The 25,693-nt window shown below is 68.0% G+C and carries 20 protein-coding genes; 12 read left to right on the top strand and 8 right to left on the bottom strand.

What is annotated here, in order from left to right; all coding sequences use genetic code 11:
* Nucleotide 1: 1 nt before the first annotated feature.
* The 4 genes from ACFFU4_RS13875 to ACFFU4_RS13860 are packed head-to-tail and all read right to left on the bottom strand — an operon-like array spanning nt 2 to nt 3,901.
* Entirely contained in the window at nt 2-739 is a 738-nt protein-coding gene (locus ACFFU4_RS13875; RefSeq protein ID WP_377070389.1) for an SDR family oxidoreductase, read from the bottom strand.
* The gene (locus ACFFU4_RS13870) at nt 736-2,061 is read right to left on the bottom strand and encodes an FAD-binding oxidoreductase (RefSeq protein WP_377070387.1); all 1,326 of its coding nucleotides are present in this window, start codon (nt 2,059-2,061) and stop codon (nt 736-738) included. Before ACFFU4_RS13870 ends, ACFFU4_RS13875 begins: the two co-directional genes overlap by 4 nt.
* A complete protein-coding gene (locus ACFFU4_RS13865; protein WP_377070385.1) occupies nt 2,058-2,480 on the bottom strand; it encodes a GtrA family protein in 423 nt (140 codons plus the stop codon). Before ACFFU4_RS13865 ends, ACFFU4_RS13870 begins: the two co-directional genes overlap by 4 nt.
* Nucleotides 2,477-3,901 (bottom strand): UbiA family prenyltransferase, encoded by a 1,425-nt coding sequence (locus ACFFU4_RS13860; RefSeq protein ID WP_377070383.1) that lies wholly within the window; start codon nt 3,899-3,901, stop codon nt 2,477-2,479. The genes ACFFU4_RS13865 and ACFFU4_RS13860 overlap by 4 nt, the downstream gene beginning before the upstream one ends.
* A 244-nt stretch (nt 3,902-4,145) precedes the next feature.
* Between ACFFU4_RS13860 and ACFFU4_RS13855 the strand changes: the two genes are divergently transcribed.
* Both ACFFU4_RS13855 and pbpC read left to right on the top strand, forming a co-directional pair.
* Complete coding sequence (locus ACFFU4_RS13855) at nt 4,146-9,650, top strand: MG2 domain-containing protein (RefSeq protein WP_377070382.1); 5,505 nt, start codon at nt 4,146-4,148, stop codon at nt 9,648-9,650.
* A complete protein-coding gene (gene pbpC / locus ACFFU4_RS13850; protein WP_377070381.1) occupies nt 9,647-11,698 on the top strand; it encodes a penicillin-binding protein 1C in 2,052 nt (683 codons plus the stop codon). Before ACFFU4_RS13855 ends, pbpC begins: the two co-directional genes overlap by 4 nt.
* Here the strand turns inward: pbpC and ACFFU4_RS13845 are convergent.
* A complete protein-coding gene (locus ACFFU4_RS13845; protein ID WP_377070396.1) occupies nt 11,689-12,648 on the bottom strand; it encodes a LysR family transcriptional regulator in 960 nt (319 codons plus the stop codon). The two genes, pbpC and ACFFU4_RS13845, sit on opposite strands and share 10 nt — an antisense overlap.
* Before the next feature lie 109 nt (nt 12,649-12,757).
* Between ACFFU4_RS13845 and ACFFU4_RS13840 the strand changes: the two genes are divergently transcribed.
* The 10 genes from ACFFU4_RS13840 to ACFFU4_RS13795 are packed head-to-tail and all read left to right on the top strand — an operon-like array spanning nt 12,758 to nt 21,971.
* Nucleotides 12,758-13,624: an ABC transporter permease gene (locus tag ACFFU4_RS13840; protein ID WP_377070380.1), complete on the top strand. Its 867-nt coding sequence runs from the start codon at nt 12,758-12,760 to the stop codon at nt 13,622-13,624.
* Entirely contained in the window at nt 13,624-14,409 is a 786-nt protein-coding gene (locus ACFFU4_RS13835) for an ABC transporter permease (protein ID WP_377070378.1), read from the top strand. The genes ACFFU4_RS13840 and ACFFU4_RS13835 overlap by 1 nt, the downstream gene beginning before the upstream one ends.
* A gap of 35 nt (nt 14,410-14,444) precedes the next feature.
* Nucleotides 14,445-15,587: an ABC transporter substrate-binding protein gene (locus ACFFU4_RS13830; protein WP_377070377.1), complete on the top strand. Its 1,143-nt coding sequence runs from the start codon at nt 14,445-14,447 to the stop codon at nt 15,585-15,587.
* Nucleotides 15,588-15,643: 56 nt separating this feature from the next.
* Nucleotides 15,644-16,714: an ABC transporter ATP-binding protein gene (locus ACFFU4_RS13825; RefSeq protein WP_377070376.1), complete on the top strand. Its 1,071-nt coding sequence runs from the start codon at nt 15,644-15,646 to the stop codon at nt 16,712-16,714.
* 4 nt (nt 16,715-16,718) lie between these two features.
* Nucleotides 16,719-18,071, top strand: coding sequence for an aminotransferase family protein (locus ACFFU4_RS13820; protein ID WP_377070375.1), 1,353 nt, complete (start codon nt 16,719-16,721; stop codon nt 18,069-18,071).
* Nucleotides 18,071-18,997, top strand: a complete 927-nt coding sequence (kce, locus tag ACFFU4_RS13815) for a 3,5-dioxohexanoate:acetyl-CoA acetone transferase (RefSeq protein ID WP_377070374.1) — start codon at nt 18,071-18,073, stop codon at nt 18,995-18,997. Before ACFFU4_RS13820 ends, kce begins: the two co-directional genes overlap by 1 nt.
* A 3-nt stretch (nt 18,998-19,000) precedes the next feature.
* The gene (locus ACFFU4_RS13810; protein ID WP_377070373.1) at nt 19,001-19,483 is read left to right on the top strand and encodes a GNAT family N-acetyltransferase; all 483 of its coding nucleotides are present in this window, start codon (nt 19,001-19,003) and stop codon (nt 19,481-19,483) included.
* Complete coding sequence (locus tag ACFFU4_RS13805) at nt 19,480-20,508, top strand: histone deacetylase family protein (protein ID WP_377070372.1); 1,029 nt, start codon at nt 19,480-19,482, stop codon at nt 20,506-20,508. The genes ACFFU4_RS13810 and ACFFU4_RS13805 overlap by 4 nt, the downstream gene beginning before the upstream one ends.
* Nucleotides 20,505-21,599, top strand: coding sequence for an NAD(P)/FAD-dependent oxidoreductase (locus tag ACFFU4_RS13800; RefSeq protein WP_377070371.1), 1,095 nt, complete (start codon nt 20,505-20,507; stop codon nt 21,597-21,599). Before ACFFU4_RS13805 ends, ACFFU4_RS13800 begins: the two co-directional genes overlap by 4 nt.
* Before the next feature lie 21 nt (nt 21,600-21,620).
* Nucleotides 21,621-21,971: a RidA family protein gene (locus tag ACFFU4_RS13795; protein ID WP_377070369.1), complete on the top strand. Its 351-nt coding sequence runs from the start codon at nt 21,621-21,623 to the stop codon at nt 21,969-21,971.
* A 50-nt stretch (nt 21,972-22,021) separates the two neighbouring features.
* Here the strand turns inward: ACFFU4_RS13795 and pstB are convergent, their stop codons facing one another.
* The 3 genes from pstB to pstC are packed head-to-tail and all read right to left on the bottom strand — an operon-like array spanning nt 22,022 to nt 25,635.
* Complete coding sequence (pstB, locus tag ACFFU4_RS13790) at nt 22,022-22,819, bottom strand: phosphate ABC transporter ATP-binding protein PstB (RefSeq protein ID WP_377070368.1); 798 nt, start codon at nt 22,817-22,819, stop codon at nt 22,022-22,024.
* Nucleotides 22,820-22,837: 18 nt separating this feature from the next.
* Nucleotides 22,838-24,166 carry a phosphate ABC transporter permease PstA gene (pstA, locus tag ACFFU4_RS13785; RefSeq protein ID WP_377070367.1) on the bottom strand — a complete coding sequence of 443 codons (1,329 nt, stop codon included), beginning with the start codon at nt 24,164-24,166 and terminating at the stop codon, nt 22,838-22,840.
* Entirely contained in the window at nt 24,163-25,635 is a 1,473-nt protein-coding gene (gene pstC / locus ACFFU4_RS13780) for a phosphate ABC transporter permease subunit PstC (protein ID WP_377070366.1), read from the bottom strand. The genes pstA and pstC overlap by 4 nt, the downstream gene beginning before the upstream one ends.
* Nucleotides 25,636-25,693: the final 58 nt, after the last annotated feature.

Here is a 25,693-nt window from a genome sequence, read left to right as displayed (position 1 = left end):
CTCAGAGCCGCAGCCGCTTGAATACCGGTTCGGGGATGGTGCGGATAATCAGCATGATCAGCCACCATATCCGCATGACATAGATGACGTTGCGCCCCGCGCGCGCGGCCCGCAGGACGCGCCGGGCCAGCGTTTCGGGATCGGTGGTGAGCCGGGCGGGCAGGTCCATCCCCGCGGTCATCCGCGTGGCGACGAACCCCGGCAACACCGTCATCACATGCACCCCGGACCCCGCCAGCCGGTTGCGCAGCCCCGACAAAAAGGCGGTGAACCCGGCCTTGGCCGCGCCATAGACGTAATTGGTGGCGCGCCCGCGCTCGCCCGCGACCGAACTAATACCGATGATGGTGCCGCTGCCGCGCGCTTCGAAGCGATTGGCCAGAACGGCGAGGATGCTGGCCGGTCCCTCGAAATTGCTGCGTATGACCAGGGTGGCCGCGTCGCTGTCGCGCTCGCTGTCTTCCTGCCTGCCCATCAGGCCGACGGCGCAGACGGCGACCTGCGGCAACTCCGGCAGCGCCGCGACAAAGCTGCCATGGGTCCCGGTCGCCAGCGCGTCGAACTCGTGCAGGGTGACCGGCACGTCGTGGCGCAGCGCGATATCGGCGCGGTCGGCCTCCAGCGTGTCCGCGCGGCGGGCGGCAAGCTGCACCGGGTGGCCCTCGGCGGCATAGGCGTGGGCGATGGCCATGCCGATATCCGACCTGGCGCCGAGGATGAGTATGGGGGGCGTCGTCATAGTCCGAGCCTTTCTGACTGGACCGACCGGAACCGGTCGGAGAGGCCCTCCGCCTCGCGCAGGGCGTGGAAATCCGCAACGCGCGCATCGGAGGCACGCAGCGTTGCGGCGCTCATCCGGCTGTCCTTGGCCAGATAGAAGCGGCCGCCATGGTCGAGGGCGATCCTGTCGAGACGGTCGAGCAGCGCAAGCGTGCCGGCGTTCACCGGGAAGTCGAGCGCCAGGGTGTAGCCTTCCATCGGAAAGGAGAATGTCGCCTCTTGCGCGCCGAACCGCTTGAGCACGGCGAGGAACGATCCTGACCCGGCCGCCGCGATGTCCGCCAGAAGCGCGGTGAGCCCGGCCTGCGAGCGATCCGGCGGCAGGACGCACTGGAACTGCGCGAACCCCTTGCGGCCATAGATGCGGTTCCAGCCGTGGATGGCGTCGAGCGGGTAAAAGTAGCTGTCCCAATCCACCAGTTTCGCGGTGCGCTTGCGCGCCCCGGCACGGTAATAGATTGCGTTGAACGCCGCCACGGTGAGGCGGTTGAGCGCAAAGGCCGGAAAGTCCAGCGGCACCGACAGCTTGCGTCTTGGCGAAACGTGGAACGGGGCCGCGGCCCTGGCCGGGGGCAGGTCGGCGACGGCGGCGTGCTCACCCAGCATCACCAGCGACCGGCCCCGCGCCGCGCCCGTGGCCAGGCAATCGATCCAGGCCACGGAATAGGTGGTGTCCTGTGCCGCCTCGAAGGCGTCCATGGCCGCCGCGAGGTTCGGTGCGGCGATGGTGGACTGCCGGATCCAGCCGGTCTCGACCGGGCGCAGGCGAATAGCCGCGCGCAGGATGATGCCGGTCAGGCCCATGCCGCCGAGCGTGTGATCGAAGAGGATCGCATCCTCCTGTCGCGAGCAGCGGCGGATTTCACCATCCGGGCCCATCACCTCGATCCAGTCGACGCAGGCTCGGAAACTGCCTTCCTTGTGGTGGTTCTTGCCGTGCACATCGGCGGCGATGGCACCGCCGAGGGTGACGAATTTCGTGCCCGGCGTCACCAGCGGGAACCAGCCGCGGTGCAGGAAGGCGGCGATGATGTCACCCAGAAGCACCCCCGCCTCGGCAACGAGTTGCCCGGTCCCAGTGTCGAAAGCGAGCATGCGGTCGAAGTGCCGCATATCGACGGTGGCGGCGCTGCCTATGGCGCTGTCGCCATAGGCGCGACCGTTGCCGCGGGCGATCAGGCCGGAACCGGAGAGGACCAGCGCGCGCAATGCCTCGACGCTGCGGGGGAGGTGGAGTTCTGTCTCCAGCACCGGATATCGCCCCCAGCCGGACAGCTTCATGCGGGTCCCTCCAATCGCCGATCCGTGAACACGAAACGCCGGTCGAGATTGTACTTGACGGCGTAACCGACCGAGAGGCCCAGAACCGCGCCCAGCTCGCGCATCGGATCGGTTTGCCATATAAGCCAGAACGCGGTTTCAGTGCCCCAGAAGATCGCCGTCGTGACACCGCCCATGACAGTATAGAGCGAGAACTTGCGCGCGTGGTTTCGCGCGCCGGTCCCGACGTCGTGAAATATCCAGCGCCTGTCGAGCATGTATTTGATCGCCAGGCCGACGATGGTTCCCGCGCCGACGGCCGCGGCGAACCAGACAGCCGTTTCCCCAACCTGCAGGATCGCGCGCTGAACCGCAAGGTTGGCCAGTGTTGCGGCCACCGCAAAAGCGGCATAGCGCAGGATCAGCGTGCGCAGCGTCATGCCATCGACCCCGCCAGGACGAAGCCGATAACGATCAGCAGGCATATCCGGCTGGTCCTGTCCTTGACGGCGAACACGACCGGGTCGTCATGCATCTGGCCGCGATGCGCGATCATGACGGTCCGCGTGATCCAGTAGAGCAGGATGGCGCAGACCCCCCAGAGCGCCTCCGGCAGGGTATATTGCTCGATCACCGCGGGTGAATTGACGTAAAGCGTCAGCACCAGAACGGAAACATATCCGGCGCTGATAGCGATCGTCCCGATGATCGGCAGATCCTCGACGGTATAGCCGCGCCCGTTCGCCACGAGGCTGCCGCGCGCCGCGGTATCGACAAGCTCGGCCTGCCGCTTGACCGCCGCCAGCGACAGAAAGAAGAACACCGCAAACGCCAGCAGCCAGACCGAGAGCGGAATGCCGGTGGCCACACCGCCCGCCACGATCCTGGCGGTGTAGAGGCCGGCCAGCACGCAGATATCGATCACGATCCGGCGCTTGAGGTAGAGCGAATAGGACACGGTCAGCAGATAATAGGCGGCCATGACGAGCAGGAAGCCGCCGCCGATCAGGGCCGCGAAAAGCGCGCCCGGGACCAGAAGCGCCGCCGCCATGAAGGTGCCATGGGCAATCGGCAGATCCCCCGAGGCCAGCGGTCGGCTCTTCTTGCGGGGGTGCGCGCGGTCGGCGCCGAGGTCGAGCAGGTCATTGAGCACATAGACGCCCGAAGCGACCAGGCTGAAGCAGACAAAGGCGAGGACCGACAACAGCACCGTCGCGGCATCGAATTGATGCGCGGCCAGCATCGGCAGAAGGACAAGCACGTTCTTGAGCCATTGATGCGGCCGCAGGGTCCGGAGGTAAGATGTCACCGGGCGGGCGACCGTATCGAGATGCTCGGTGGCCCGTGAGACCCGCTCGGTGTCATGGCGCAGGGCGGCAGTGGCATTGACCGTGATCGCCCTGCCGGCGCGCGCCCAGACCGGCAGGTCAGCCGTGGAATCGCCCATGTAGGCGAATCCGCCAGAGCCGAACCGCTCCTCAAGGAAACGTCCCTTGCGCTCTCCCTTCAGGTTGCGGTGGCCATCGGACCCGTGGACCTCGTCGAAAATCCCCAGATGGGTGGCAATCGCCTCGGCCAGCACCCGGTCGCTTGCCGTCACGAGCGCGGTCCGCCCGCCCGACCGGCGCCAGGTCTCGACGAACGCGACGACCTCCGGGTCGTATGGCAGAGTGGCCGCATCCACCGCCGACGCCATGGCCAGGTGGTGTTTGAGCGCGGCACGTCCGCGTGTCAGCGCCGCGACAGAAAGAAACACGCTACGCCAGTCCCGGCCCACCGCCGACCAGAAGCTCTCCAGCAGCATGTCGCTGCGAAGCAGGGTCCCGTCGAGGTCGACCACGAGGACTTCACGGGGTTTCATGGACACGGACGCTCCGCTCCTCGCCAGGGACTTTCTCGGGGGTGAGAATGGACAATTACGGTAAAGGCAACAAGCCCTTGAGCGCACCAGTCGCGATTGAGCCGGTGTTGCCCGGCATGTTCGGGCGGGGCCGGTCGCGGCCCGTCACGGTAACTCCGGCAGGATTTCGGCTTTGGCGACGGGGCTGCGCCAGCTACACTGGACGCGGGACGCTTGGCGGGTATGGCACGCGCAAGGAGGCATGATGGGACAGGGGACCACGGTCGCCACGGGCTGCGCAAAGGCACTGAATGCGGCAGCGGACGGTTTCCGGGTGCTCTGGCACCTCGTGAAAGGAGCGGTGTTTTGCGGCTTGTGCGCGACCGCCGTGGTTGCGCAGGGAGTGGCCCCCGTCCCCGAGCGCCGAAGCGTCGTCACCGAGGATGTGGATTTCCGCGGTGCCGATCTCGGGCCGGTCTTCGACACCACGCCGGAGCGGTGCGAGCGCCTCTGCCTGGCCCGCGCGGATTGTGCCGCGTTCACCTACAACAGCCGCTCGAACGCCTGTTTTCCCAAGGCCGGGGTTACGCGGGTCGTGCCCTATGAGGGCGCGTTCTCGGCGCGCATCGTGGAGGCCGATCCGCAGGCGCTGGCGCGGGCCGGTGCGCGGGCCGTGGCGCTGGACACCCTGCGTGCCGGGGATTTCGACGCTGCCCGGGCACTGGCGCAGGAGGTCGGACGCCGCCATTCCGCCGCGGCCGGGATGCCGGTGGCGGAGATGCTGGAGATCGCGCAGGCGCGGCAGCGGGCGGGAGATTTCGCGGGCGCGCTGCGCTGGACCGGCGCGGCGGTTGCGCATGGCGACGAGGCGGCGATCTGGGCCGCATATGCACGGCTGTCGCTTCGCATCGGGGACGGCAACGCGCGAAACAAGCGGCGCATGGACGCGCAGGCGCTGAGCGCGGCGCTCAACGCCTACCTGCGCGCGCGCACGCCCGAGGGCGAGGCGCGGGCGCTGTCCGTGGCGGCCCGCGCGCTGGAGCGGCTGGGCCGGGGCCGCGACACGATCGATGTGCTGCGGCTGGCACAGGTGCGCGCGCCGCTGCCCGGGGTGGCGGCGGCGCTGGAGCGTGCCGTGGCGCGGTTCGGCTTTCGCATCACCGGCCACAGCGCCGATAACGAGAGCGCCGCGCCGCGCATCTGCGCCGAGTTCTCCGAACCGCTGGTCAAGGCGGGGCTGGATTACACCCCCTACCTGCGCCTGCCCGACCCGGGCCTAGCCGTGATCGTCGAGGAACGACAGCTCTGCCTCGACGGGGTGCGCCACGGCGAGCGGTATCGCGTCACCTTCCGCGCCGGGCTGCCTGCGGCCTCGGGCGAGGTGCTGGCCGGGGACACCACGATTGCCGTCTATGTCCGCGACCGTGCGCCGTTCGTGCGCTTTCCGGGCCGGGCCTATGTGCTGCCGCGCGCCTCCGGTGCCGCGCTGCCGGTGGAGACGGTGAACCTCGACGAGGTGGCCCTGCGCCTGCGCCGGGTGAGCGACCGCAACCTGCTGCGCAGCATGCAGGAGGGTCTCTTTGCCCGCCCGCTCTCTTCCTGGCAGGAGCGCGATTTCACCGGCGAAATCGCCGAGGAGGTGTGGATCGGCACGGGCGAGGTGGAGAACGTGCTCAACCGCACCATGACCACACGTCTGCCGCTGAGCCCGGTGCTGAAGGATCAGCCGCCGGGCATCTATGCGCTGAGCGCCGCGCGCCCGGATGGCACCGGTGACGAGGCCGCGGCGACGCAATGGTTCGTGCTCTCGGACCTGGGCCTTACGACGCTGTCGGGGCAGGACGGGCTGCATGTCTTCGTCCGTTCGCTCACCGATGCCGCGCCGCGCGGTGTCGTCGGGATCACCCTGCTGTCGCGGGCCAATCGCGTGCTGGCCACGGCCACCACCGATGCACAGGGCCACGCGCGGCTTGCGCCCGGTCTGATGCGCGGTACGGGCGGCGCGGCACCGGCGCTGGTGCTGGCGCGCGCGGGCGACGGTGCGGCGGAGGATATGACCTTCCTGTCGCTGACCGAGCCGGCCTTTGACCTGTCGGATCGCGGCGTCGAGGGACGCGCCCCCGCCGGGCCGGTGGACGTGTTCCTGACAACCGATCGCGGGGCCTATCGCGCGGGCGAGGTGATCCACGCCACGGCGCTGGCGCGCGACGCGCAGGCACAGGCGATCCCCGGCCTGCCGCTGACCGCGATCCTCACCCGCCCCGACGGGGTGGAATATGCGCGCCACCTGTCGGCAGAGGCGGCGGCGGGCGGGCATGTCTTTGCCATGAAGGTGGGGGAAGCGGCCCCGCGCGGTACCTGGACGGTGGCGATCCACGCCGATGTGGAGGCGCCCGCGCTGGCGCGTCAAAGCGTGCTGGTCGAGGATTTCCTGCCCGAGCGGCTGGACATGGACCTGAGCCTGCCCGACGGGCCGCTCGACCCCGATACGCCCGCGCCGCTCGGCGTGACAGCGCGCTACCTGTTCGGTGCGCCGGGGGCCCGGCTCGATGTCTCTGGCCGGGTCACACTGCGACCGGCTGAAGGGCTGGATGCCTACCCCGGCTACACGTTCGGCCGCCATGACGAGATCCCGAGCCCGCGAAGCGCCATGATCGAGGGCGGGCGCACCGATGCTGAGGGGCGGTTGCGTCTGCCCCTGCCGCTGCCGGACATACCGGGTGCCGGCCACCCGCTGGAGGCGGTGGCGACAGTGACCGTGCAAGAAGGCTCGGGCCGTCCGGTGGAGCGGCGGATCACCCGGCCCGTGGCCGCGCAAGGCGCACTGATCGGCATCCGGCCCGGCTTTGACGGGGTGGTGCCGGAGGGGAGCGAGGCGCGCTTTGCCTTGCTGGGCCTCGACCGGAAAGAGCATCCCGCGCCGATGGACCTGCGCTGGACGGTGAACCGCGTCGAGACGCGCTATCAATGGTATCAGGAATATGGCCGCTGGTCGTGGGAGCCGGTGACGCGGCGGGTACGCGTGGCCACCGGTACGTTGGAGACGGACGGCACGCCCGCGCCGCTTTCGGTGCCGGTGGACTGGGGCCGCTACGAGCTGATCGTCGAGCGCATGGATGGCGACTACGTCGCCGCCTCGGTGGGCTTCGACGCGGGCTGGTTCGCCCCCGCCGGGGCGGCCGACACCCCCGACATGCTGGAAATGTCGCTCGACAAGCCGCGCTATCGCAGCGGCGATACCGCGATGCTGCGGCTGGTGCCGCGCCGCCCTGGCAAGGCGCTGATCACGGTGATGGCCGACCGGGTGATCCACATGGAGGCGGTGGACGTCCCCGAGGGGGCGAGCGTCGTTCCGCTCACCGTCACCGATGACTGGGGCACGGGTGCCTATGTCACCGCGCAGGTGATCCGGCCCATGAACGTCGCCGCCGGGCAGACCCCGGCCCGCGCGCTGGGCCTCGCCCATGCAGCCATCGACCCCGGCGACCGACAACTGGCCGTCCGCATCGACGCGCCGGAGGCCCCCGCGCCGCGCGGCCCGATGGGGGTGGCGGTCGAGGTTGACGGGGTGGCGGAGGGCGAGACCGCATATGTCACCCTTGCGGCGGTCGATCTCGGCATCCTCAACCTGACCGGGTTCGAGGCCCCCGACCCGTCGGCGCATTACTTCGGACAGCGGCGGCTGGGGGTCGAGATCCGCGACCTCTACGGGCGGCTCATCGACGGGATGAGCGGGGCCGAGGGCCGCGTGCGCTCGGGCGGCGATGGCGGGGCCGTGCAGCGGCAGGCCCCGCCGCCCGAGGGCGAGTTGATGGCCCGCTTTACCGGGCCACTCGCGGTGGGGCCGGACGGTGTGGCCCGTGCCACGGTCGATCTGCCGGATTTCAACGGCACCGTGCGGCTGATGGCGGTGGCGTGGTCGCCCCGCGCCGTAGGGCAGGCGGCGCGCGACGTGCTGGTGCGCGATCCGGTGGTGCTCTCGGCGTCGCTGCCGCGTTTCCTCGCGCCCGGCGACGAGAGCCGGATGCGGCTGGAGATCACCCACGCCGACGGCCCGGCAGGGCCGGTCGGCGTGGAGGTGAGCGCCGGGGAGGGGTTGCGCGCCGGCGATGCGCCGGCCACCGTCGACCTGGCCAAAGGGGGGCAGGCGGTTGTCACCGTGCCCGTCACCGCGCGGCACGAGGGCACGCATGATATCCACGTCACCCTCACCACCCCGGACGGGAAGGCCCTGACCAAGCGCCTGAGCCTGTCGGTCCGCGCCAACGATCCCGCCGTGTCAGTAACCCGGCGGTTTTCGCTCGCCCCGGGCGACACGTTCACCCTCGATGACAACGTCTTTGCCGGGCTTCGTCCCGGCAGCGCGCGCGCCGTCGTCTCTGCCGGGCCGTTGGCACGGCTCGACGCGCCGGGACTTCTGGCCGCGCTCGACCGCTACCCTTACGGCTGTACCGAGCAGGTCGCCTCGGCGGCGCTGCCGCTGCTGTATTTCGACGAGGTGGCCGAGGCGATGGGGCTCGCCGGGGGCGCGGATATTACCGCCCGCATCGGTGACGCCGTGCGGCAGGTGCTGAGCCGGCAGGGCAGCGGCGGGTCGTTCGGCCTGTGGCAGGCGGGGTCGGGGGATTTCTGGCTCGATGCCTATGTCACCGATGTCCTGTCGCGCGCCCGCGCGGCGGGCCACGCGGTGCCCGAACGGGCCTTTGCCATGGCGCTCGACAACCTGCGCAACCGCATCGCCTATGCCCCGGATTTCGACCGCGGCGGCGAGGATATCGCCTATGCGCTGATGGTGCTGGCGCGCGAGGGGGCCGCCGCGATGGGCGATTTGCGGTACTATGCCGATGTGAAGGCCGATGCGTTCGCCACGCCCCTGTCGCTGGCGCAACTGGGCGCCGCGCTCGCCGCCTACGGCGATCCGGTACGCGCCGACCGGCTGTTTTCGCAGGCATCGGCGCGGCTGGCGGAGGCCGATCGCGGGGCACAGGGCTGGCGGTCCGATTATGGCAGCGCGCTGCGCGATCGCGCCGGGCTGCTGACGCTGGCCGCCGAGGCGGGCAGCGAGGCGGTGGATCGCGCAGCACTCGCCGCCCCGCTGGCGGTGCAGGACCGGCGGCTCTCGACGCAGGAACAGGCCTGGACGCTGATGGCCGCCCATGCGCTGATCGACGGACCGGGCGCTGCGGGGCTGAGCCTTGACGGACTGCCGGTTGCCGGCCCGATGGTGCGGGTGCAGGAGGCCGGAGCCGCCCCGCAGGCCATCCGCAACGACGGCACCCGCGTCACCGACATCACGCTCAGCACGCTGGGCGTGCCCAAGGGCGCGACGCCGGTCACCGCGCAGGGCTACGCCATCGAGCGGCGCTATTTCACGCTGGATGGCGCGCCGCTCGACGCGGACACGGTGCAGGCGGGGACGCGGCTAGTGGCGGTGCTGCGGGTCACGCCGGCCACGGGCGGCGGCGGGCGGCTGATGGTCGATGATGCGCTGCCCGCGGGGCTGGAGATCGACAACCCCAACCTCTTGCGCGCGGGCGATATCGCCGCGCTCGACTGGCTCGATCCGGCGACGCCCGAACATGCCGGGTTCCGCGAAGACCGCTTTCTCGCGGCGGTGGACCTGCGCGAGGAGGATCCGTTCGAGCTGGCCTATATTGTTCGCGCGGTGACGCCCGGCAGCTATCACCACCCTGCGGCACTGGTGGAGGACATGTATCGCCCGGCGCTGCGCGCCACCACCGCCTCGGGCCGGTTCACCGTGACGCCGTGAGGCGCTGGGGTCTCATCGGCCTCGCGCTGGCGCTGGTGCTGGCGGCGGGGCTGCGCGACGGGGCGGATCGCTGGATCGACGCCACGCGCCTGCCGCCGCTCGCGGCCGGGACCTCGGTCGAGGTGAAGGACCGCGAGGGAACGCTCCTGCATGTCCATACGGTCGCGGATGGCCGCTGGCGGCTTGCGGTCGATCCGGGCCATGTGGACCCCACCTACCTGGATATGTTGCGCGCCTACGAGGACCGCCGCTTCGAGCGCCATTCCGGCGTCGACCCCCTGGCGCTCCTGCGCGCCGTGGCGCAGGCGCTTTGGCATGGCCGCGTGGTCTCGGGCGGCTCGACGCTGACGATGCAGGTGGCGCGGTTGCTGGAGCGGAGCGGCACCGGCCACTGGCGCGGCAAGCTGCGGCAGATGCGCGTGGCCCTGGCGCTGGAACGGCGGCTGAGCAAGCGGCAGATCCTGGCGCTCTACCTCACCCACGCGCCCTTCGGCGGCAATCTCGAAGGGGTGCGCGCCGCGAGCCTCGCGTGGTTCGGCAAGGACCCCGCGCGGCTGACCGAGGCCGAGGCGGCGCTGCTCGTGGCGCTGCCGCAATCGCCCGAGACCCGCCGCCCGGACCGCGCCCGCACCGCTGCCCGCGCCGCGCGCGACCGGGTGCTGGCGCGCATGGCAAGCGACGGCGTGATCACGCCCGAGGCCGCCCTCGCCGCCCTTTCCGAGCCGGTGCCCGACGCGCGCCGCCCCTTCCCGGCGCTGGCCCCGCACCTGTCGGAGCGTGCCCGCACCACCGCGCCCGACACCCCCGATCACCGCCTGACGCTCGATGCCGCTCTGCAATCCGCGCTCGAACGGCTGGCGCGCGACCGGCTGCGCGACCTGCCGCCGGGGGCGGGGCTGGCGGTGCTGGTGGCCGATCACCGGACCGGTGCGATTCGCGCGTGGGTGGGCTCGGGTCGCTATGCGGGCGGCGACGGGCGGCAGGGATTTGTCGACATGACCCGCGCGCTGCGCTCGCCCGGCTCGACGCTCAAGCCGCTGGTCTACGGCCTCGCCTTCGATCGCGGGATGGCCCATCCGCAGACGCTCATCGACGACAGCCCGGCCCGGTTCGGCCGCTACGCGCCGCAGAATTTCGACGGCGCGTTCCTGGGCGAGATGACCGTGGCCGAGGCGCTGCGCGGCTCGCGCAACGTGCCGGTCATTCGGCTGCTGGACCGGATCGGCCCGGCGCACCTGATGCAGGCGCTGCGCCGCAGCGGTGCCGCGCCCGCCCTGCCGGGTGACGGCCCGGCGGGCCTTGCCGTGGCGCTGGGCGGCGTGGGGCTGAGCCTGCACGATCTCGTGCAGCTATACGCGATGCTGGCGCAGGGCGGGCAGGCGCGGCCGCTGCATTGGCGCGCGGGCGAGGGCCAACCGCCCGGTGTGCGGGTGCTGAGCCGCGCCGCCGCGTGGCAGGTGGGCGATATCCTCGCCGGCCTGCCGCCGCCCGCCGGCGCCGCGCCGGGGCAGGTCGCCTACAAGACCGGCACCAGCTATGGCCACCGCGATGCCTGGGCGGTGGGCTATGACGGGGCGCATGTTCTGGGCGTGTGGATCGGGCGGCCCGACGGCACGCCGCTACCCGGCGCGCTGGGCGCGGACCTCGCCGCGCCGCTCTTGTTCGAGGCGTTCGCGCGGCTGCCGGGGCCGCCCGTGCCGCTGCCGCCGCCGCCGCCCGAGACGCTGATCCTGCCCACCGCCGGGCTGCCGCAGCCGCTGCGCCGCTTTGACGACGCAGGCGGCGCAGGTGACGCGCCGGAGGTGGCCTTTCCCCCTGACGGGGCGCGGCTGGCGCTGCCCGGCGACGGGCTTCTGACGCTCAAGGTAGCGCGGGGCCGTCCGCCCTTTACCTGGCTCGCCAACGGTGCGCCGGTGCTGACCGGGCAGCGGCGCCGCGAAGTGGTGCTTGACGGTCTCGGGCCGGGCTTCTCGCGGCTGACGGTGATCGACGCGACGGGGCGCTCGGCGGCGGTCGGGTTGCGGATCGACGCGCCCGCTCAGCGATAGGTGCGCTGCTCCATCGGGGTGGCCTCGATCCGGGCGCGCAGCCCGGAGAGAAGCGCCTGTTCGGCGCGGTTGAGCACCGCCTGCGGGTTCCACACGACGTGGACATCCACCGCCGCCGTCTGGTCAAAGGGCGGCAACTGCCACAAAAGGCCGTCGCGCACGTCGCGCGCGGCGACGTGCAGCGGCAAAGGCCCGATGCCGAGACCCGCGATGATCATGCGCCGCACTTCCTCCAGATGGCTGGAGGTGGCGATGATCTGATCGCCCAGTTCCGCCTGTGCGCGCATAAGCGTCACCGGCTTGAGCGCGTCCTGCAGGCGGTCGGTCTCGAAGCTGACGGCGCTCTGGCCCGCGAGATCGGCGCGGGTGAGGTCGCTCCGACCGAACAGCGGATTCGGCGGACCGCAAAAGAGGCCGAAGAATTCGCGGTAGAGGCGCAGGTATTCCAGCCGCGGGTTGCGCTTGTGAACCAGGCAGATGGCAAAGGACGCCGAGCGCGCCGACACCGTCTCGATCGCCTGCGCCGAGGAATGCACCTCGATCGAGAGTGTTGCGCGTGGGTTCCCGGCGTGAAACTCCGCCAGAACCTGATCGAATAGCGGGCAGATGACGTGGGAGGCGAGCGACACCCTGACATGCCCTGTAACCTCGTCGGTCATGTCGCGCATGAGCGTGGACAACCGCAGGATGGCCCCCTGGATGTCGAGCGCCTCGCGATAGAGCGTTTCGCCCGCCTCGGTCAGCTCGAACCGTCCCGGCGAACGATGAATGAGGCGCTTTCCCACCCGATCCTCAAGCCTTTTCAACGCGGTGGACACCGAGGGCTGGGTCAGGCGCAGTCGGTTTGCGGCATCGGTGACGGAGCGCGACTGAGCCAGCACGACGAAGGTGCGCAGGAGATTCCAATCCATCTCGCGCATGATGCGTTCGGGGCTGTCACGGCTCTGCATAGATTTCATCTATTGTCACAATTCCTCTTATCTATTTGATTAATGATGGACCGCTTTGCACCCTCTGGGCAAGCCCGCATCCGACGGGCTGCGCATGAAAGGGAGACGCATGTCGGTCGAAGCCCGCGAGGCAAGACAGCCGTGGATATTGCTATCGCCCGCCCTCGGGGCGGTGCTCTTCCTGCTGATCATCCCGCTGATGTTCATCGTGGTCTATTCCTTCTGGCTGCGCTCGGCGACGGGTACGGATCAGGTGGGCTTCTTCCTCGACAACTGGCAAAAGGCGCTCTCGGACCGGTTCTATCGCGACATCCTGCTCAACACGCTGAAAATTGCGGCGATCACCACGCTGATCTGTGCGGTGATGGGCTATCCGGCGGCGTATTTCATCGCCCGGTCCAAGGGCAACAAGATGATCCTGCTGCTGCTGCTGATGCTGCCGTTCTGGATCAGCTACATCATCCGCACGATGAGCTGGATCAACATCCTCGGCACCTCGGGTGCGCTCAATACCTTGCTGATAACGCTCGGCATTATCAGCGAGCCGATGCAGATGCTCTATAACGAGGCCACTGTGATCCTCGGCCTCGTGCATTTCCTGCTGCCGTTCATGGTGCTCAATGTCTATGTCAGCCTCGAAGGCATCGACACCAATCTCGAAGACGCCGCCACCTCGCTCGGGGCGACCCGGTGGGAGGCGTTCACGCAAGTGACGCTGCCGCTGTCGCTGCCGGGTCTGGCGGCGGGCGGATTGCTTTGCTTCGTGCTGGGCGCGGGCACCTATATCACCCCGGTGATCCTTGGCGGGCCGACCGATGCGATGTTCGCCAATCTGGTGTTCGAGGCGATCATCACGCAGCTCAACTGGCCGCTCGGCTCGGCGCTGTCGCTCTTGCTGCTGGCGGTCCTCGGCGTGCTGGTGGGCATCTACAACCGCTATCTCGGCATGGCGCAACTGGCGAAGGGCCTCGGGTGATGGGCTGGCAGGCGATCCGCATCTGGACCGTTCTGGTCTATGGCTTCATGTTCCTGCCGGTGGCGGTGGTTGTGCTGTTGTCGTTCAACGCCAACCAGTTCGGCAGCTTTCCGATGACCGGCATGTCGCTGCGCTGGTTCGTGGAATTGTGGAACAACGACGCGGTGATGCGTGCCTTTCAGACCTCGATCGTGCTGGGGCTGATGACGGCGGTGATCTCGACCACATTGGGCATCCTCGCGAGCCTCGCGCTGGTGCGCTACAAGGTGCCGGGGCGCAACACGATCACCACGCTGCTCATTGCGCCCATTCTGGTCCCCGAGGTGGTGCTGGCGGTGGCGCTGTTGCTGTTTCTCAACTGGCTGGGCCTCGGCAAGAGCTTTGCGCTGCTGCTGGCGGGTCATGTGATTTTTACCCTGCCCTTCGTCATCCTCGTGGTGCAGGCCCGCCTCGTCTCGATCAAGCGCGACGTGGAGGAGGCGGCGCTCAGCCTCGGGGCCTCGCCGGTGCAGACGTTCTTCTCGGTCACGCTGCCGCTGATGCTTCCGGCGGTGGCGGCGGGCGCGCTGTTTGCCTTCACCATCAGTTTCGATGACATCACCGGCACGCTGTTCTGGAAACCGGGCGGGGTGGAGACCGTGCCGACGCAGATCTTCTCGATGCTGCGCAATTCGATCAGCCCCGAGATCAATGCGCTCGGCACGGTGATGATCGTGATGACCGTGGGGCTGCCGCTGCTTGGTGCAGCAGTGGCCCGCAAACTCGCCATGAAAAGCGGCGCCTAAGAACCGCAGAAACCCTCAACAAGGAGATATGAAAAATGGACAATACCAAACGTTACGAACGTCTGCTGGAGCGCTATCGCAACGGCGATCTGGACCGGCGCAATTTTCTCGGGCTGATCGGGGCGGCTGGCCTCGCTTACGGGGTGCAGACGCCATTCGCCAAATATGCCCATGCGCAGGATGTGCAACAGGTCCGCTTCGACGGCTGGGGCGGTGTCGTGTCCGAGGCGTTCCGCGAGCACGCCTTTGACCCCTATACCAAGGCCACCGGCATCGAGGTCGTTGACGGCACATTCGCGGGCGGCGACGAATACCTTGCGCAGGTGCGCTCCAGCCAGCCGGGCGAATACAACATCGCGCACCTCTCGGGCGTGTTCGACTATGCCCGCTACGTGAATTTCGGCCTGACGGTGGAACTCAACCTCGACAACATCCCCAACATGTCGCTGGTGATGGATGCGCTGACCAGCGCGTTCCGGGGTGTGACGCCCGATTACCTGTCGGCGGTGCCTTATGACTACGGCACCACGGGTCTGGCCTATAACCGCAAGTATATCTCCGACGAGGAGATGAAGGAAAAGGGCGCGTCGATCCTCATCGACGAGGCGCTCAAGGGCAAGATCGGCGGCTGGGGCGACTGGCGCACGCGCATCTGGTACGGCGCGCTGCAGACCGGCCAGGACCCCAACAACATCGAGGACATGGAGGCCGTGTGGGATGCGATCCGCAGCCACCGCGATCTGGCGCTGAAGTACTGGTCTTCGGGCGCAGAGTTGATGAGCCTTCTGGCCGAAGAGGAAATCTATGTAACCGAAGGCTGGTCGGGCCGCATCGCCGCGCTGCAACAGCAGGGCCACGACATCGGCTACTACGACGCGCCGGGCAGCTTTGCGTGGCAGGAATGCCTGCACGTGCTCAACGGCAGCCCGGTCGAGGCCTGCGAGGAGCTCTTGAACTTCATGCTGGCACCCGAGACGTCGATCGCCGTGGCCGAGGGGCAGAACTATCCCCCCGCGCTCGACGGGACCAAGGTCGATCTTGGTGACAAGATCCCGACCCTGCCGGCCTACGATCCGACCGGCACGCTCGAGTCGCTCACCTTCGCCGATCCCAACTACTGGAACGGCAACGAGGCCGAGTGGTCAGAGACCTTCAGCCGCGTGCAGCGCGGCTACTGAAGCCCCCGCCGCGCCCCATCCCGGGGCGCGGCCCACCCCCCGGACAGGAGCCGCAGATGAGCGCCGTCACCCTGCAAGACATTGTCAAGCGTTTCGGCACCTTCACCGCCGTGCACCGCACCACGCTGGAGATCCCCGAAGGGGCGTTCGTCACGCTGCTGGGGCCTTCGGGCTGTGGCAAGACGACGAACCTGCGGATGATCGCCGGGCTGCTCGACCCGAGCGAGGGCGAGATCCTGATCGGCGGCAAACGCGTCAACGACGTGCCCATTCACAAGCGCAACCTTGGCCTCGTCTTTCAGAACTATGCGCTTTTCCCGCACAAGACCGTGGCCGAGAACGTGGCCTTTGGCCTCAAATACCGAGACGTGCCGAAATCCGAGATCCCGGCCAAGGTGCAGGCGGCGCTGGAACTGGTGCAACTGCCCAATGTCGGCGACCGCTATCCCAAGGAACTGTCGGGCGGCCAGCAACAGCGCATCGCGCTGGCCCGCGCCATTGTGATCGAGCCGGACGTGCTGCTTCTGGACGAGCCGCTTTCGGCGCTCGACGCCAACCTGCGCGAGGATATGCGGGTGGAGTTGAAGCGCATTCAGGAGCGGATCGGCGTCACCACCGTTTTTGTCACCCACGACCAATCCGAGGCGCTTGCCATGTCCGACCTGATCGTGGTCATGTCCGAGGGACGGGTGGAGCAGGTGGGAAAGCCCGAAGAGGTGTATAATACGCCCGCCTCGGAATTTGTTGCCAATTTCCTCGGTGCGTCCAACATCATGGCGGCGAAATGCACCGATCACGCCGAGGCCGTCATGCTCGAAGAGCCGACCTTCGGACGCGTGCAGGTGCCCGCCGCCAAGGCCCCCAACCTCAAGGGCACGGGCGCGGCCAAGCTGGTGGTGCGCGCAGAGAAACTCCTGCTCGCACGCGACCCTGCCCCCGAGGGTGTCGTCTCTGTCCCCGCCACCGTGGAGACAGTGGATTACCAGGGGCAGGCGGTGCGCTATTTCGTACGCGCGGGCGAGGCGCAACTGCAAGCCATCAACATGATCGACGAGCACCCGTTTGCGGCGGGCGATGCGGTCCACCTGCACCTGCGCCCGCAGGATTGCGCGGCACTGCCGGGATAAGAGAATGAACGTGAAACCCTCTCACCTTTTCTACCAGGGGCGCGAGCGCAAGCCGGTGCTCGATCAGGCGCGCGGCGTCTACATGTGGGACGTGGACGGGAAGCGTTATCTCGATGGTTCGTCGGGCGCGATGGTCTGCAATATCGGCCATTCCAACGAGAATGTGCTTGAGGCGATGCGGCGGCAGATGGAGAAATCCACCTTCGGCTACCGCCTGCATTTCGAGACCGAGGCGTCGGAGAAACTCGCCGCCAAGACCGCCGCGCTTTGTCCCGAGGGCCTCAACCGCGTGTTCTTCGTCTCGGGCGGGTCCGAGGCGGTGGAATCGGCGCTGAAACTGGCGCGGCAATACGCGCTCGCAACCGGCGAGGGCAGCCGCTGGAAGATCATCAGCCGCGCGCCGTCCTATCACGGATGCACGCTCGGCGCGCTTGCCATCACCTCTTACGCACCGCTGACCGATCCCTTTGCGCCGATGATGCAAGCGATGCCCAAGGTGCCTGCCCCGCGCGCCTATCTCGACGGGCTTGACCCCGAGGACGAGGCGACCGGCCACCATTACGCCGACATGCTGGAGGCGAAAATCGTCGAGGAAGGCCCCGAGAGCGTGCTCGCCTTTGTGGTGGAGCCCATTGGCGGCGCCTCCACTGGCGCGCTGGTGCCGCCCAATGGCTATATGGAGCGGGTGCAGGAGATCTGCCGCCGGTATGGCGTGCTGTTCATTCTCGACGAGGTGATGACCGGTGCGGGGCGCACGGGGAAATTCCTCGCGTCCGAGCATTGGGGGCTGGAGCCGGATATCATCGTGATGTCCAAGGGATTTGCCGCCGGATACGTGCCGTTGGGCGCGATGGTGGCACACGAGCGGCTGGTCGAAGCGGTGCTGGATGCGGGCGGCTTCCTGCACGGCTACACCTATGCCGGTAACCCGTTGGCCTGCGCCGCCGGTCTGGCCGTGATCGACGAGATCGAGCGGCAGGATCTGGTGGGCAACGCCGCGCGCATGGGGGTGAAGCTGAAAGAGCGGCTGGAGGGGCTGATGCAGCGCTATGCCATCATCGGCGACGTGCGCGGCAGGGGGCTGCTCACCGCATTCGAATTCATGGCCGACCGGGGCAGCAAGGCCCCGCTGCCCAGGCATCTGAATGCCTTCAACCGCTTCGTGCAGATCGCCTATGACAAGGGGCTGATCGTCTATTCGCGGCGCACACGGGATGGCACCGAGGGCGATCATATCATCATCGCCCCGCCGATGATCGCGAGCGAGACGCATCTCGACGAGATCACCGAGATGCTGGATGCGTCGCTCGCGGACTTCACCGCCGAAATCCGCCCGGCGCTGGAGCAGGCTGTTTAATGCGCGAGATCATCATCACCTGCGCGCTCACCGGCTCGATCCACACGCCCTCGATGTCACCGCACCTGCCGGTGACGGCAGACGAGATCGCAAAGGCGGGGGTCGAGGCGGCAGAGGCGGGCGCGTCGATCCTGCACCTGCACGCGCGCGACCCAGAAACGGGGCGTCCCTCTGCCGACCCCGCGCATTTCCGCGCCTTCCTGCCGCGCCTCAAACAGGGCTGCGAGGCGGTCCTGAACCTCTCGACAGGGGGCAGCGCGGTGATGAGCCTCGACGAGCGTCTCGCCGCGCCGAAAGAGGCCGAGCCGGAAATGGCCTCGCTCAACATGGGCACGATGAATTTCGCCCTCTACCCGATGGCCGAGCGTATCAATGAGTGGCAGCACGACTGGGAAAAGCCGTTCCTCGAAGGCTCCGATGACCTTGTGTTCAAGAACACCCCGCGCGACATCGCCCGCATCCTGACGGAGTTGGGGCAGGAGCGCGGCGCACGGTTCGAATTCGAATGCTATGACCTCGGCCATCTCTACATGCTGCGGCATTTCGCCGACCGGGGCCTGATCGAGGCGCCGTTCTTCATTCAATTCGTCTTTGGTGTGCTGGGCGGCATGGGGCCTGACCCGGAGAACCTGAGCCATATGGTGCGTATCGCCGACAAGCTTTTCGGTGCGGATTACATGTTCTCGGTGCTGGCCGCAGGCCGCCACCAAATGCCGATGGCGGCGCAGGCGGCGGCCATGGGCGGGCATGTGCGCGTGGGGCTGGAGGACAGCCTGACCATCGCGCGCGGCGCGCTTGCGCGGTCCAATGCCGAGCAGGTGGAGAAAGTGCGCGGTATCGTCGAGGCGATGGGCCGCGATGTGGTGGATGCGAGTGGTGCGCGCCGCCTGCTGCGCCTGAAGGGCGCGGACCGGACGGCGATCTGAGGCATGGTGACGGAGTTTCGCGCGGTCACGACAGAGGCGGATGTGGTCCTGCTGGACAGCGCGCTGCGTGCGCTCAGCGATGATCTGGGCGACCGTCATGTGGCTGGTCTCGATGCCTTGCGCGCGGGTCTGATGGGCGATACGCCCTCGGCCTACGGGCTTCTGGCGGTTAACCGAGACGTGATCGGCGCAGCGCTCTACAGCCCGGTGTTTTCCACCGCGCAGGGGGCGGCGGGGGTCTATGTCTCGGACCTCTGGGTCGATGAGGCGACGCGCGGGCAGGGGACGGGGCGGCGCCTTTTGGCCGAGGTGGCGCATCGGGCCGGGGCGCAATGGGGCGCGGCGTGGATGACGCTGGCCGTCTACGGCCACAGCACCGCCTCGCGCCGGTTCTATGAGCGTCTCGGCTTTGCGTCGCAGGACCGCGTGACACAGATGCGCCTGCCGCAGGCGGGGTTTGGAAGACTGAAGGGAGAGGGCAGATGAAGGCCATTTTCGACGACCGCCAGTGGAGTCACGACCCGCAGCATTTCATGGCCAATGGCGTCATTCAGCCCAGCCCCGAACAGCCCGAGCGCATCGCGCGGCTGTCCGATGGCGCGCGTGCGGCGGGGTGCGATATTGTCGCGCCCAATGATGCCGGGCTTGGCCCCATCGCAGCCCTCCATTCGCCGGAGTATGTCACCTTCCTGCGCAACATCCACACCCGCTGGCAACGCATCGAGGGCGGCGGGCCGGAGGTGATCCCCAACATCCACCCCGCCACGCGCGGCGATGGCTACCCCAAATCCGCCGTGGGGCAGGCGGGCTATCATCAGGCCGATACCGCCTGTCCCATCGGCGCGGGCACCTGGGAGGCCGCCTATTGGTCGGCGCAGGTAGCTGTGACCGGGGCCGATCTGGTGGAGCAGGGCGAACGCGCCGCCTATGCCCTCTGCCGTCCGCCGGGGCACCATGCCTTTGGCGATCTGGCGGGGGGCTTCTGCTTTCTCAACAATGCCGCCATCGCCGCCGAACGGGTGCGTATGGCCGGTCTTCGCCCGGCGATTCTGGACGTGGACGTGCATCACGGCAACGGCACGCAGGGCATTTTCTATGACCGCGACGACGTGCTGACCGTCTCGATCCATGCCGATCCCGAGCGGTTCTACCCGTTCTTCTGGGGCCATGCGTCCGAGCGTGGCGCAGGGCGGGGGATGGGCTACAACCTCAACCTGCCGCTGCCGCGCAAGACCGGCGATGACGACTATATGCGAACGCTCGATCGCGCACTGGAGCGGGTCGTGAATTTCGGAGCCGACGCGGTGGTGGTGGCGCTTGGCCTCGACGCCTATGAGGGCGATCCGTTCCAGGGGCTGGCCATCACCACGCCGGGGTTCGGGCGCATCGGTGGGGCCATCGCCGGCCTCGGCCTGCCCACGCTTTTCGTGCAGGAGGGCGGCTATCTCTGCGAGGAGTTGGGGCAGAACCTCACCGCCACGCTGACCGGCTTCGAGGGGGCACCGGCATGAGCGATATCCTCGTCATCGGCGGCGGTATCGCGGGCATCAGTGCGGCGGCGGAATGCGCCCGCGCCGGGGCCAACGTGACCGTGTTGGAGAGCGAGCCGCAGATCGGCTATCACGCCACGGGGCGCTCGGCGGCGATCTTCATCCGCAATTACGGCAACGCGACGCTGCGGGCATTGAACGCCATCGCCGAGCCGATCTTCGAGCAGCCGGGAGAGATCAGCGACACACCGATCCTCAGTCCGCGCGGCGAATTGATGGTCGCCTCGGAGGAAGAATTGCCGGTGCTCGACGCCTATCTCGACGGCGCGGTCGGGGTGGAACGGCTGACGGGCGAGGAGGCCGCCGAGATCGTCCCCATCCTGCGCCCCGAGCGGATCGCGGGCGCGATGATCGAACGCGACGCGCGCGGCATCGACGTGGATCTGCTGTTGCAGGGCTACGCGCGGATGCTGCGAGCGCGGGGCGGACGGATCGTCACCGGCGCGGCGGTGCAGGCGCTCCGGCATGAGGCCGGGCAATGGCAGGTGGACACGGCGCAGGGCAGCTTTGCCGCGCCCACCATTGTCAACGCCGCCGGGGCCTGGGCCGATGAGGTGGCCACGCTGGCCGGTCTGCCGCGCCTTGGCCTGCAACCCTATCGCCGTTCCGCCGCGATCATTCCGGCCCCCGAGGATCACGACACCGAACACTGGCCGATCTTCGGCTCCATCGCCGAGACCTGGTATGCCAAGCCCGAGGCGGGCAAGCTGATGGTCTCGCCCGCCGACGAAGACCCGGTCGATCCGCACGATGCCTGGCCCGAGGACATGGTGCTTGCCGAGGGCCTCCACCGGTTCGAGCAGGCGGTGACGCACGAGGTCACGCGGCTGGAGCATAGCTGGGCGGGGCTGCGCACCTTCGCCCCCGATCGCACGCCGGTGGCGGGGTTCGATCCGCGCGGCACCGGGTTTTTCTGGCTGGCGGGGCAGGGTGGCTATGGCGTTCAGACCGCGCCCGCGCTATCGCGATTGAGCGCGGCACTGTTGACCGGTCGCACACCGGAAATCGACGCGGCGACGCGCGCCGCCCTCGCCCCCGAACGTCTCATCTGACCCAATCGAAAGGACCCGCCCATGACCGACATCGCCCGCCACCATACCGGCCAGCGCATGAGCCAGATTGTTACCCATAACGGCACCGTCTACCTTGCCGGGCAGGTCGGCAATCCGGGCGAGAGCGTCGCCGATCAGACCCGCACCTGCCTTGAAAAGGTCGAGAAGCTTCTGGCCGAGGCCGGATCGGACGCCACCCGCATCCTGCAATGCGTGATCTGGCTCGCCGACATGACCGATTTCGCCGAGATGAACGGCGTCTGGGATGCCTGGGTGCCCGAGGGTCACGCCCCCGCCCGCGCCTGCGGCGAGGCAAAGCTCGCCACGCCCGAGTACAAGGTGGAACTGATCGTCATCGCCGCGCAGGGCTGAGGCCCCCTGCGGCCCCTTGCCCCGTGCGGGCAGCCACGCGGGACCACGCTTCAGCCGGTCCGGCCGGTGATATAGTTCTCGGTTCGCTCGTCCTGCGGGTTGGTGAAGATCACGTCGGTATCACCGTATTCCACCAGGTTGCCGAGGTGGAAGAAGGCGGTCTTCTGGCTGATGCGCGCCGCCTGTTGCATCGAGTGGGTCACGATCACCACCGAAAACTGCTGCTTCAGCCCGTCGATCAGATCCTCGACCTGCGCGGTGGCGATCGGGTCGAGCGCCGAGCACGGCTCGTCCATCAGCAGCACCTCGGGCTGTGTCGCCACGGCGCGCGCGATGCATAGCCGCTGTTGCTGGCCGCCCGAGAGCCCGGTGCCGGGGGTGTCGAGCCGGTCCTTGACCTCCCCCCATAGGCCCGCGCCGCGCAGCGCGGTCTCGACCAGCTCGTCGAGTTCGGCCTTGTTGCGGGTCATGCCGTGGATCTTGGGGCCGTAGGCGACGTTGTCGTAGATCGACTTGGGGAACGGGTTGGGTTTCTGGAACACCATGCCCACCTTGGCGCGCAACTGTACGGGGTCCACCGACGGTGCGTGTATGTCCTGTCCGTCGATCCTGATCTCACCCTCGACACGGCAGATGTCGATCGTGTCGTTCATACGGTTGATGCAGCGCAGGAAGGTGGATTTGCCACAGCCCGAGGGGCCGATGAACGAGGTCACGGTCTTGTCCGCGATATCGACGTTGACATCCTTTATGGCGTGCGTGTCGCCATAATAGACCTGCACGCCCCTCGCGGAAATCTTGGTATCGGCCTGGTCCACGTCATGCTCCGGTTTTGTCACGTCATACATCTGTTTTTCGGTCCTTTGTTACCAGCGGCGCTCGAACCGGCGGCGCAGAATGATCGCGAGGATGTTCATGGTCAAAAGGAACACCATGAGAACGATGATACCGCCCCATGCCTTTTCGTAAAAGCTCGCATCCGCCCGTGCGGCCCAGGTATAGATCTGCGCCGGCATTGCCGAGTTGGGGGCCATGAAGCCCTCGACAAGGCCATCGGGATAGCCGCGCGCGACAAACCCAACCATGCCGATGAGCAGCAGCGGTGCGGTCTCGCCCAGGGCCTGCGCAAGGCCGATGATCGTTCCGGTCAGGATACCGGGCATCGCGAGCGGCAGGACGTGGTGGAAAACCGCCTGCATTTTCGACGCCCCCACCCCGAGGGCCGCATCGCGGATCGAGGGCGGCACGGCGCGCAGCGAGGCGCGGGTCGAGATGATGATCGTCGGCAGGGTCATCAGCGTCAGCACCAGCCCCCCCACGAGCGGGGCCGATTGCGGCAGGTGCGCGAACTGGATGAACACCGCAAGGCCGAGGATGCCGAAGACGATCGAGGGCACGGCGGCAAGGTTCGATATGTTCACCTCGATGAGGTCGGTAAACCGGTTCTGCGGCGCGAATTCCTCGAGGTAGATCGAGGCCGCCACGCCGATTGGCAGCGACAGGACAAGCACCACCAGCATCATGAAGAACGACCCGGCCACAGACGCCCCGATGCCCGCCGCGCCGGGATTGTCGACACCCGAATCGGCCCCGGTGATGAAGGTCCAGTTGACGCTGGAGCGGATGATACCGGCCTCTTTCAGCGCATCCACGAGGTCGAGGTCGCTGGCCATCAGGAAACGGCTGTCCTTAATTGTGTCGCGCGACACGCGCCCGTTGAAATAGCCGTCCACCCGCGACGAGGCGGCAAGCTCGAACCCGACCGGCGCGCCGATCCTGTCGGGATTGGCCTGAAAAAATTCGCGGATCGTGCTGCCGGGCTTGCCGACAATACGTTCGATGGCCTCCTCGTCGAACGCCACCTCCATGCCGCTGTCGTCAAGCTGCCCCTTGAGAGCGTCGACGAAAAAGCCCGCATAGGCCGCCGTCTTGAAAAGCTGCGATTCGGCCTCGTCGATCTGTGCCTGGCTGAGGGCGAACTCGACATCGACCACCGTGCGCGTGAACGCCGGAGAGCCCGAGCGGATGATCGAGGTGGCGAGAACGGTCAGGAAAAACAAGCCGATGAGGATCGCCCCGATCCCGTAGGCCTTGAACCGTGCCTCGGCCCGGTTGCGTTTTCTTGTATGGGCGTCCTGCACCAGCAGAGAGCTGCGCGGGCGCTCGCCCCCGGTGTTGAGCGTTGCGTCGGTCATTCGTACTGCTCCCGGTATTTGCGGACGATGTAGAGCGCGAAGATATTGAGCCCGAGCGTGATGACGAAAAGCGTCATGCCGAGCGCGAAGGCCACCAGCGCCTCGGGGCTCGCGAAGTCGGCGTCGCCGGTGAGCTGGCTGACGATCTTGGCGGTCACGGTGGTCATCGCCTCGAACGGGTTGAGCGACAGGCGCGCGGCGGCCCCGGCCCCCAGCACAACGATCATGGTCTCGCCGATGGCGCGGCTGGCGGCCAGCAGGATCGCCCCCACGATCCCCGGCAGGGCGGCGGGCAGCACCACCTGCCGCACGGTCTCGGACTTGGTCGCGCCCAGCCCGTAGGAGCCGTCGCGCATCGCCTGCGGCACTGCGTTGATGATGTCATCCGACAGCGAACTGACAAAAGGAATGAGCATGATGCCCATGACAAGCCCCGCGGTCATCACCGCCGTGCCCGCCTGCATCCAGCCGAGCCCGTCCTTGCCGAAGACGGTCATCAGCAGCGGCCCGACCGTCAGCAGCGCGAACAGGCCGTAGACGATGGTGGGGATACCGGCCAGAACCTCGAGCATCGGCTTGGCAAAGGAGCGCACGCGCCGCGAGGCGTATTCCGACAGGAAGATCGCGGCGAAGAGGCCGATCGGCACCGCCACCAGCAGCGCCACGATCGAGATGTAGAACGTGCCCCACAAAAGCGGCAGTACGCCCAACTCGGAACTGCCGCCGCGCCCGGTGAAGGACGGGGCCCACGTCGTCCCGAAGAAGAAATCCGATGCCGGATAGAGGCGGAAGAATTCGATGGTGTTGAACACCAGCGACAGCACGATGCCGATTGTGGTGAGAATCGCGACCGACGCCGCCGCCACGAGGACACCGAGTACCACACGCTCGACCACGTTGCGGGCGCGGAAGGCCGGGACCATCTCGCGCATACCCCACACCGCGCCCGCGAGCGCAACGGCGATCACCGCGACCGTCATCAGCAGCGTGCCGGTGGCGTTCATCACCCGGTATTCCTGCGCGGCCTGAAGGACCGGCTGCGTGACCTGCGTGGTCACGATCTGCCCGGCATCCTTGAGGCGCTGCGTCACGTCGTTGAAATCGCCGCGTGCGTTGCGCGCGAAGTCCTCGGTCATCAATCCCTGCGCGACGGCATTGTCGAGCCCGTCGGCGGCGCGGCGCACCTCCGACATGACAAGGCCCCGGCTCGACCCGTCAGGGATGGCGCTTTCGGGGATCGAGGCCGAAACGCTGCCGCCCACGATCATCGGCTGTGCCACCAGCCAGACCAGCAGCAGCAGGAAGGACGGCAGGAGCACCTTCAGCGCCACGTTGGACCCGTAGTAGGACGGCAGCGAGTGCAACGCGCGGCTGTCGCCGCCTGCCCCGGCCACGGCGCGCGCGCGGCCAACGACATACCCGGCGACCGCGATGGCCAGGACGATCAGGATCAGCCAGAAAAGCGGCATGCGGGCCCCCGTATCATGGATTTTCGGATGTCGTATCAGAAAAAACGGGGGGCCGCAT

The organism is Roseovarius ramblicola (assembly GCF_042430665.1).
Classification (GTDB): domain Bacteria; phylum Pseudomonadota; class Alphaproteobacteria; order Rhodobacterales; family Rhodobacteraceae; genus Roseovarius; species Roseovarius ramblicola.
Note: the sequence above shows the minus strand (reverse complement) of the source record. Positions and strands in the feature narration are given on the sequence as shown.

What these genes read in the sequence shown, in the direction of transcription:
- ACFFU4_RS13875 (WP_377070389.1), bottom strand. Translation starts at nt 739, where the DNA reads ATGACGACGCCCCCCATACTCATCCTCGGCGCCAGGTCGGATATCGGC.
- ACFFU4_RS13870 (WP_377070387.1), bottom strand. Translation starts at nt 2,061, where the DNA reads ATGAAGCTGTCCGGCTGGGGGCGATATCCGGTGCTGGAGACAGAACTC.
- ACFFU4_RS13865 (WP_377070385.1), bottom strand. Translation starts at nt 2,480, where the DNA reads ATGACGCTGCGCACGCTGATCCTGCGCTATGCCGCTTTTGCGGTGGCC.
- ACFFU4_RS13860 (WP_377070383.1), bottom strand. Translation starts at nt 3,901, where the DNA reads ATGAAACCCCGTGAAGTCCTCGTGGTCGACCTCGACGGGACCCTGCTT.
- ACFFU4_RS13855 (WP_377070382.1), top strand. Translation starts at nt 4,146, where the DNA reads ATGGGACAGGGGACCACGGTCGCCACGGGCTGCGCAAAGGCACTGAAT.
- ACFFU4_RS13845 (WP_377070396.1), bottom strand. Translation starts at nt 12,648, where the DNA reads ATGCAGAGCCGTGACAGCCCCGAACGCATCATGCGCGAGATGGATTGG.
- ACFFU4_RS13840 (WP_377070380.1), top strand. Translation starts at nt 12,758, where the DNA reads ATGTCGGTCGAAGCCCGCGAGGCAAGACAGCCGTGGATATTGCTATCG.
- ACFFU4_RS13835 (WP_377070378.1), top strand. Translation starts at nt 13,624, where the DNA reads ATGGGCTGGCAGGCGATCCGCATCTGGACCGTTCTGGTCTATGGCTTC.
- ACFFU4_RS13830 (WP_377070377.1), top strand. Translation starts at nt 14,445, where the DNA reads ATGGACAATACCAAACGTTACGAACGTCTGCTGGAGCGCTATCGCAAC.
- ACFFU4_RS13825 (WP_377070376.1), top strand. Translation starts at nt 15,644, where the DNA reads ATGAGCGCCGTCACCCTGCAAGACATTGTCAAGCGTTTCGGCACCTTC.
- ACFFU4_RS13820 (WP_377070375.1), top strand. Translation starts at nt 16,719, where the DNA reads ATGAACGTGAAACCCTCTCACCTTTTCTACCAGGGGCGCGAGCGCAAG.
- kce (WP_377070374.1), top strand. Translation starts at nt 18,071, where the DNA reads ATGCGCGAGATCATCATCACCTGCGCGCTCACCGGCTCGATCCACACG.
- ACFFU4_RS13810 (WP_377070373.1), top strand. Translation starts at nt 19,001, where the DNA reads ATGGTGACGGAGTTTCGCGCGGTCACGACAGAGGCGGATGTGGTCCTG.
- ACFFU4_RS13805 (WP_377070372.1), top strand. Translation starts at nt 19,480, where the DNA reads ATGAAGGCCATTTTCGACGACCGCCAGTGGAGTCACGACCCGCAGCAT.
- ACFFU4_RS13800 (WP_377070371.1), top strand. Translation starts at nt 20,505, where the DNA reads ATGAGCGATATCCTCGTCATCGGCGGCGGTATCGCGGGCATCAGTGCG.
- ACFFU4_RS13795 (WP_377070369.1), top strand. Translation starts at nt 21,621, where the DNA reads ATGACCGACATCGCCCGCCACCATACCGGCCAGCGCATGAGCCAGATT.
- pstB (WP_377070368.1), bottom strand. Translation starts at nt 22,819, where the DNA reads ATGTATGACGTGACAAAACCGGAGCATGACGTGGACCAGGCCGATACC.
- pstA (WP_377070367.1), bottom strand. Translation starts at nt 24,166, where the DNA reads ATGACCGACGCAACGCTCAACACCGGGGGCGAGCGCCCGCGCAGCTCT.
- pstC (WP_377070366.1), bottom strand. Translation starts at nt 25,635, where the DNA reads ATGCCGCTTTTCTGGCTGATCCTGATCGTCCTGGCCATCGCGGTCGCC.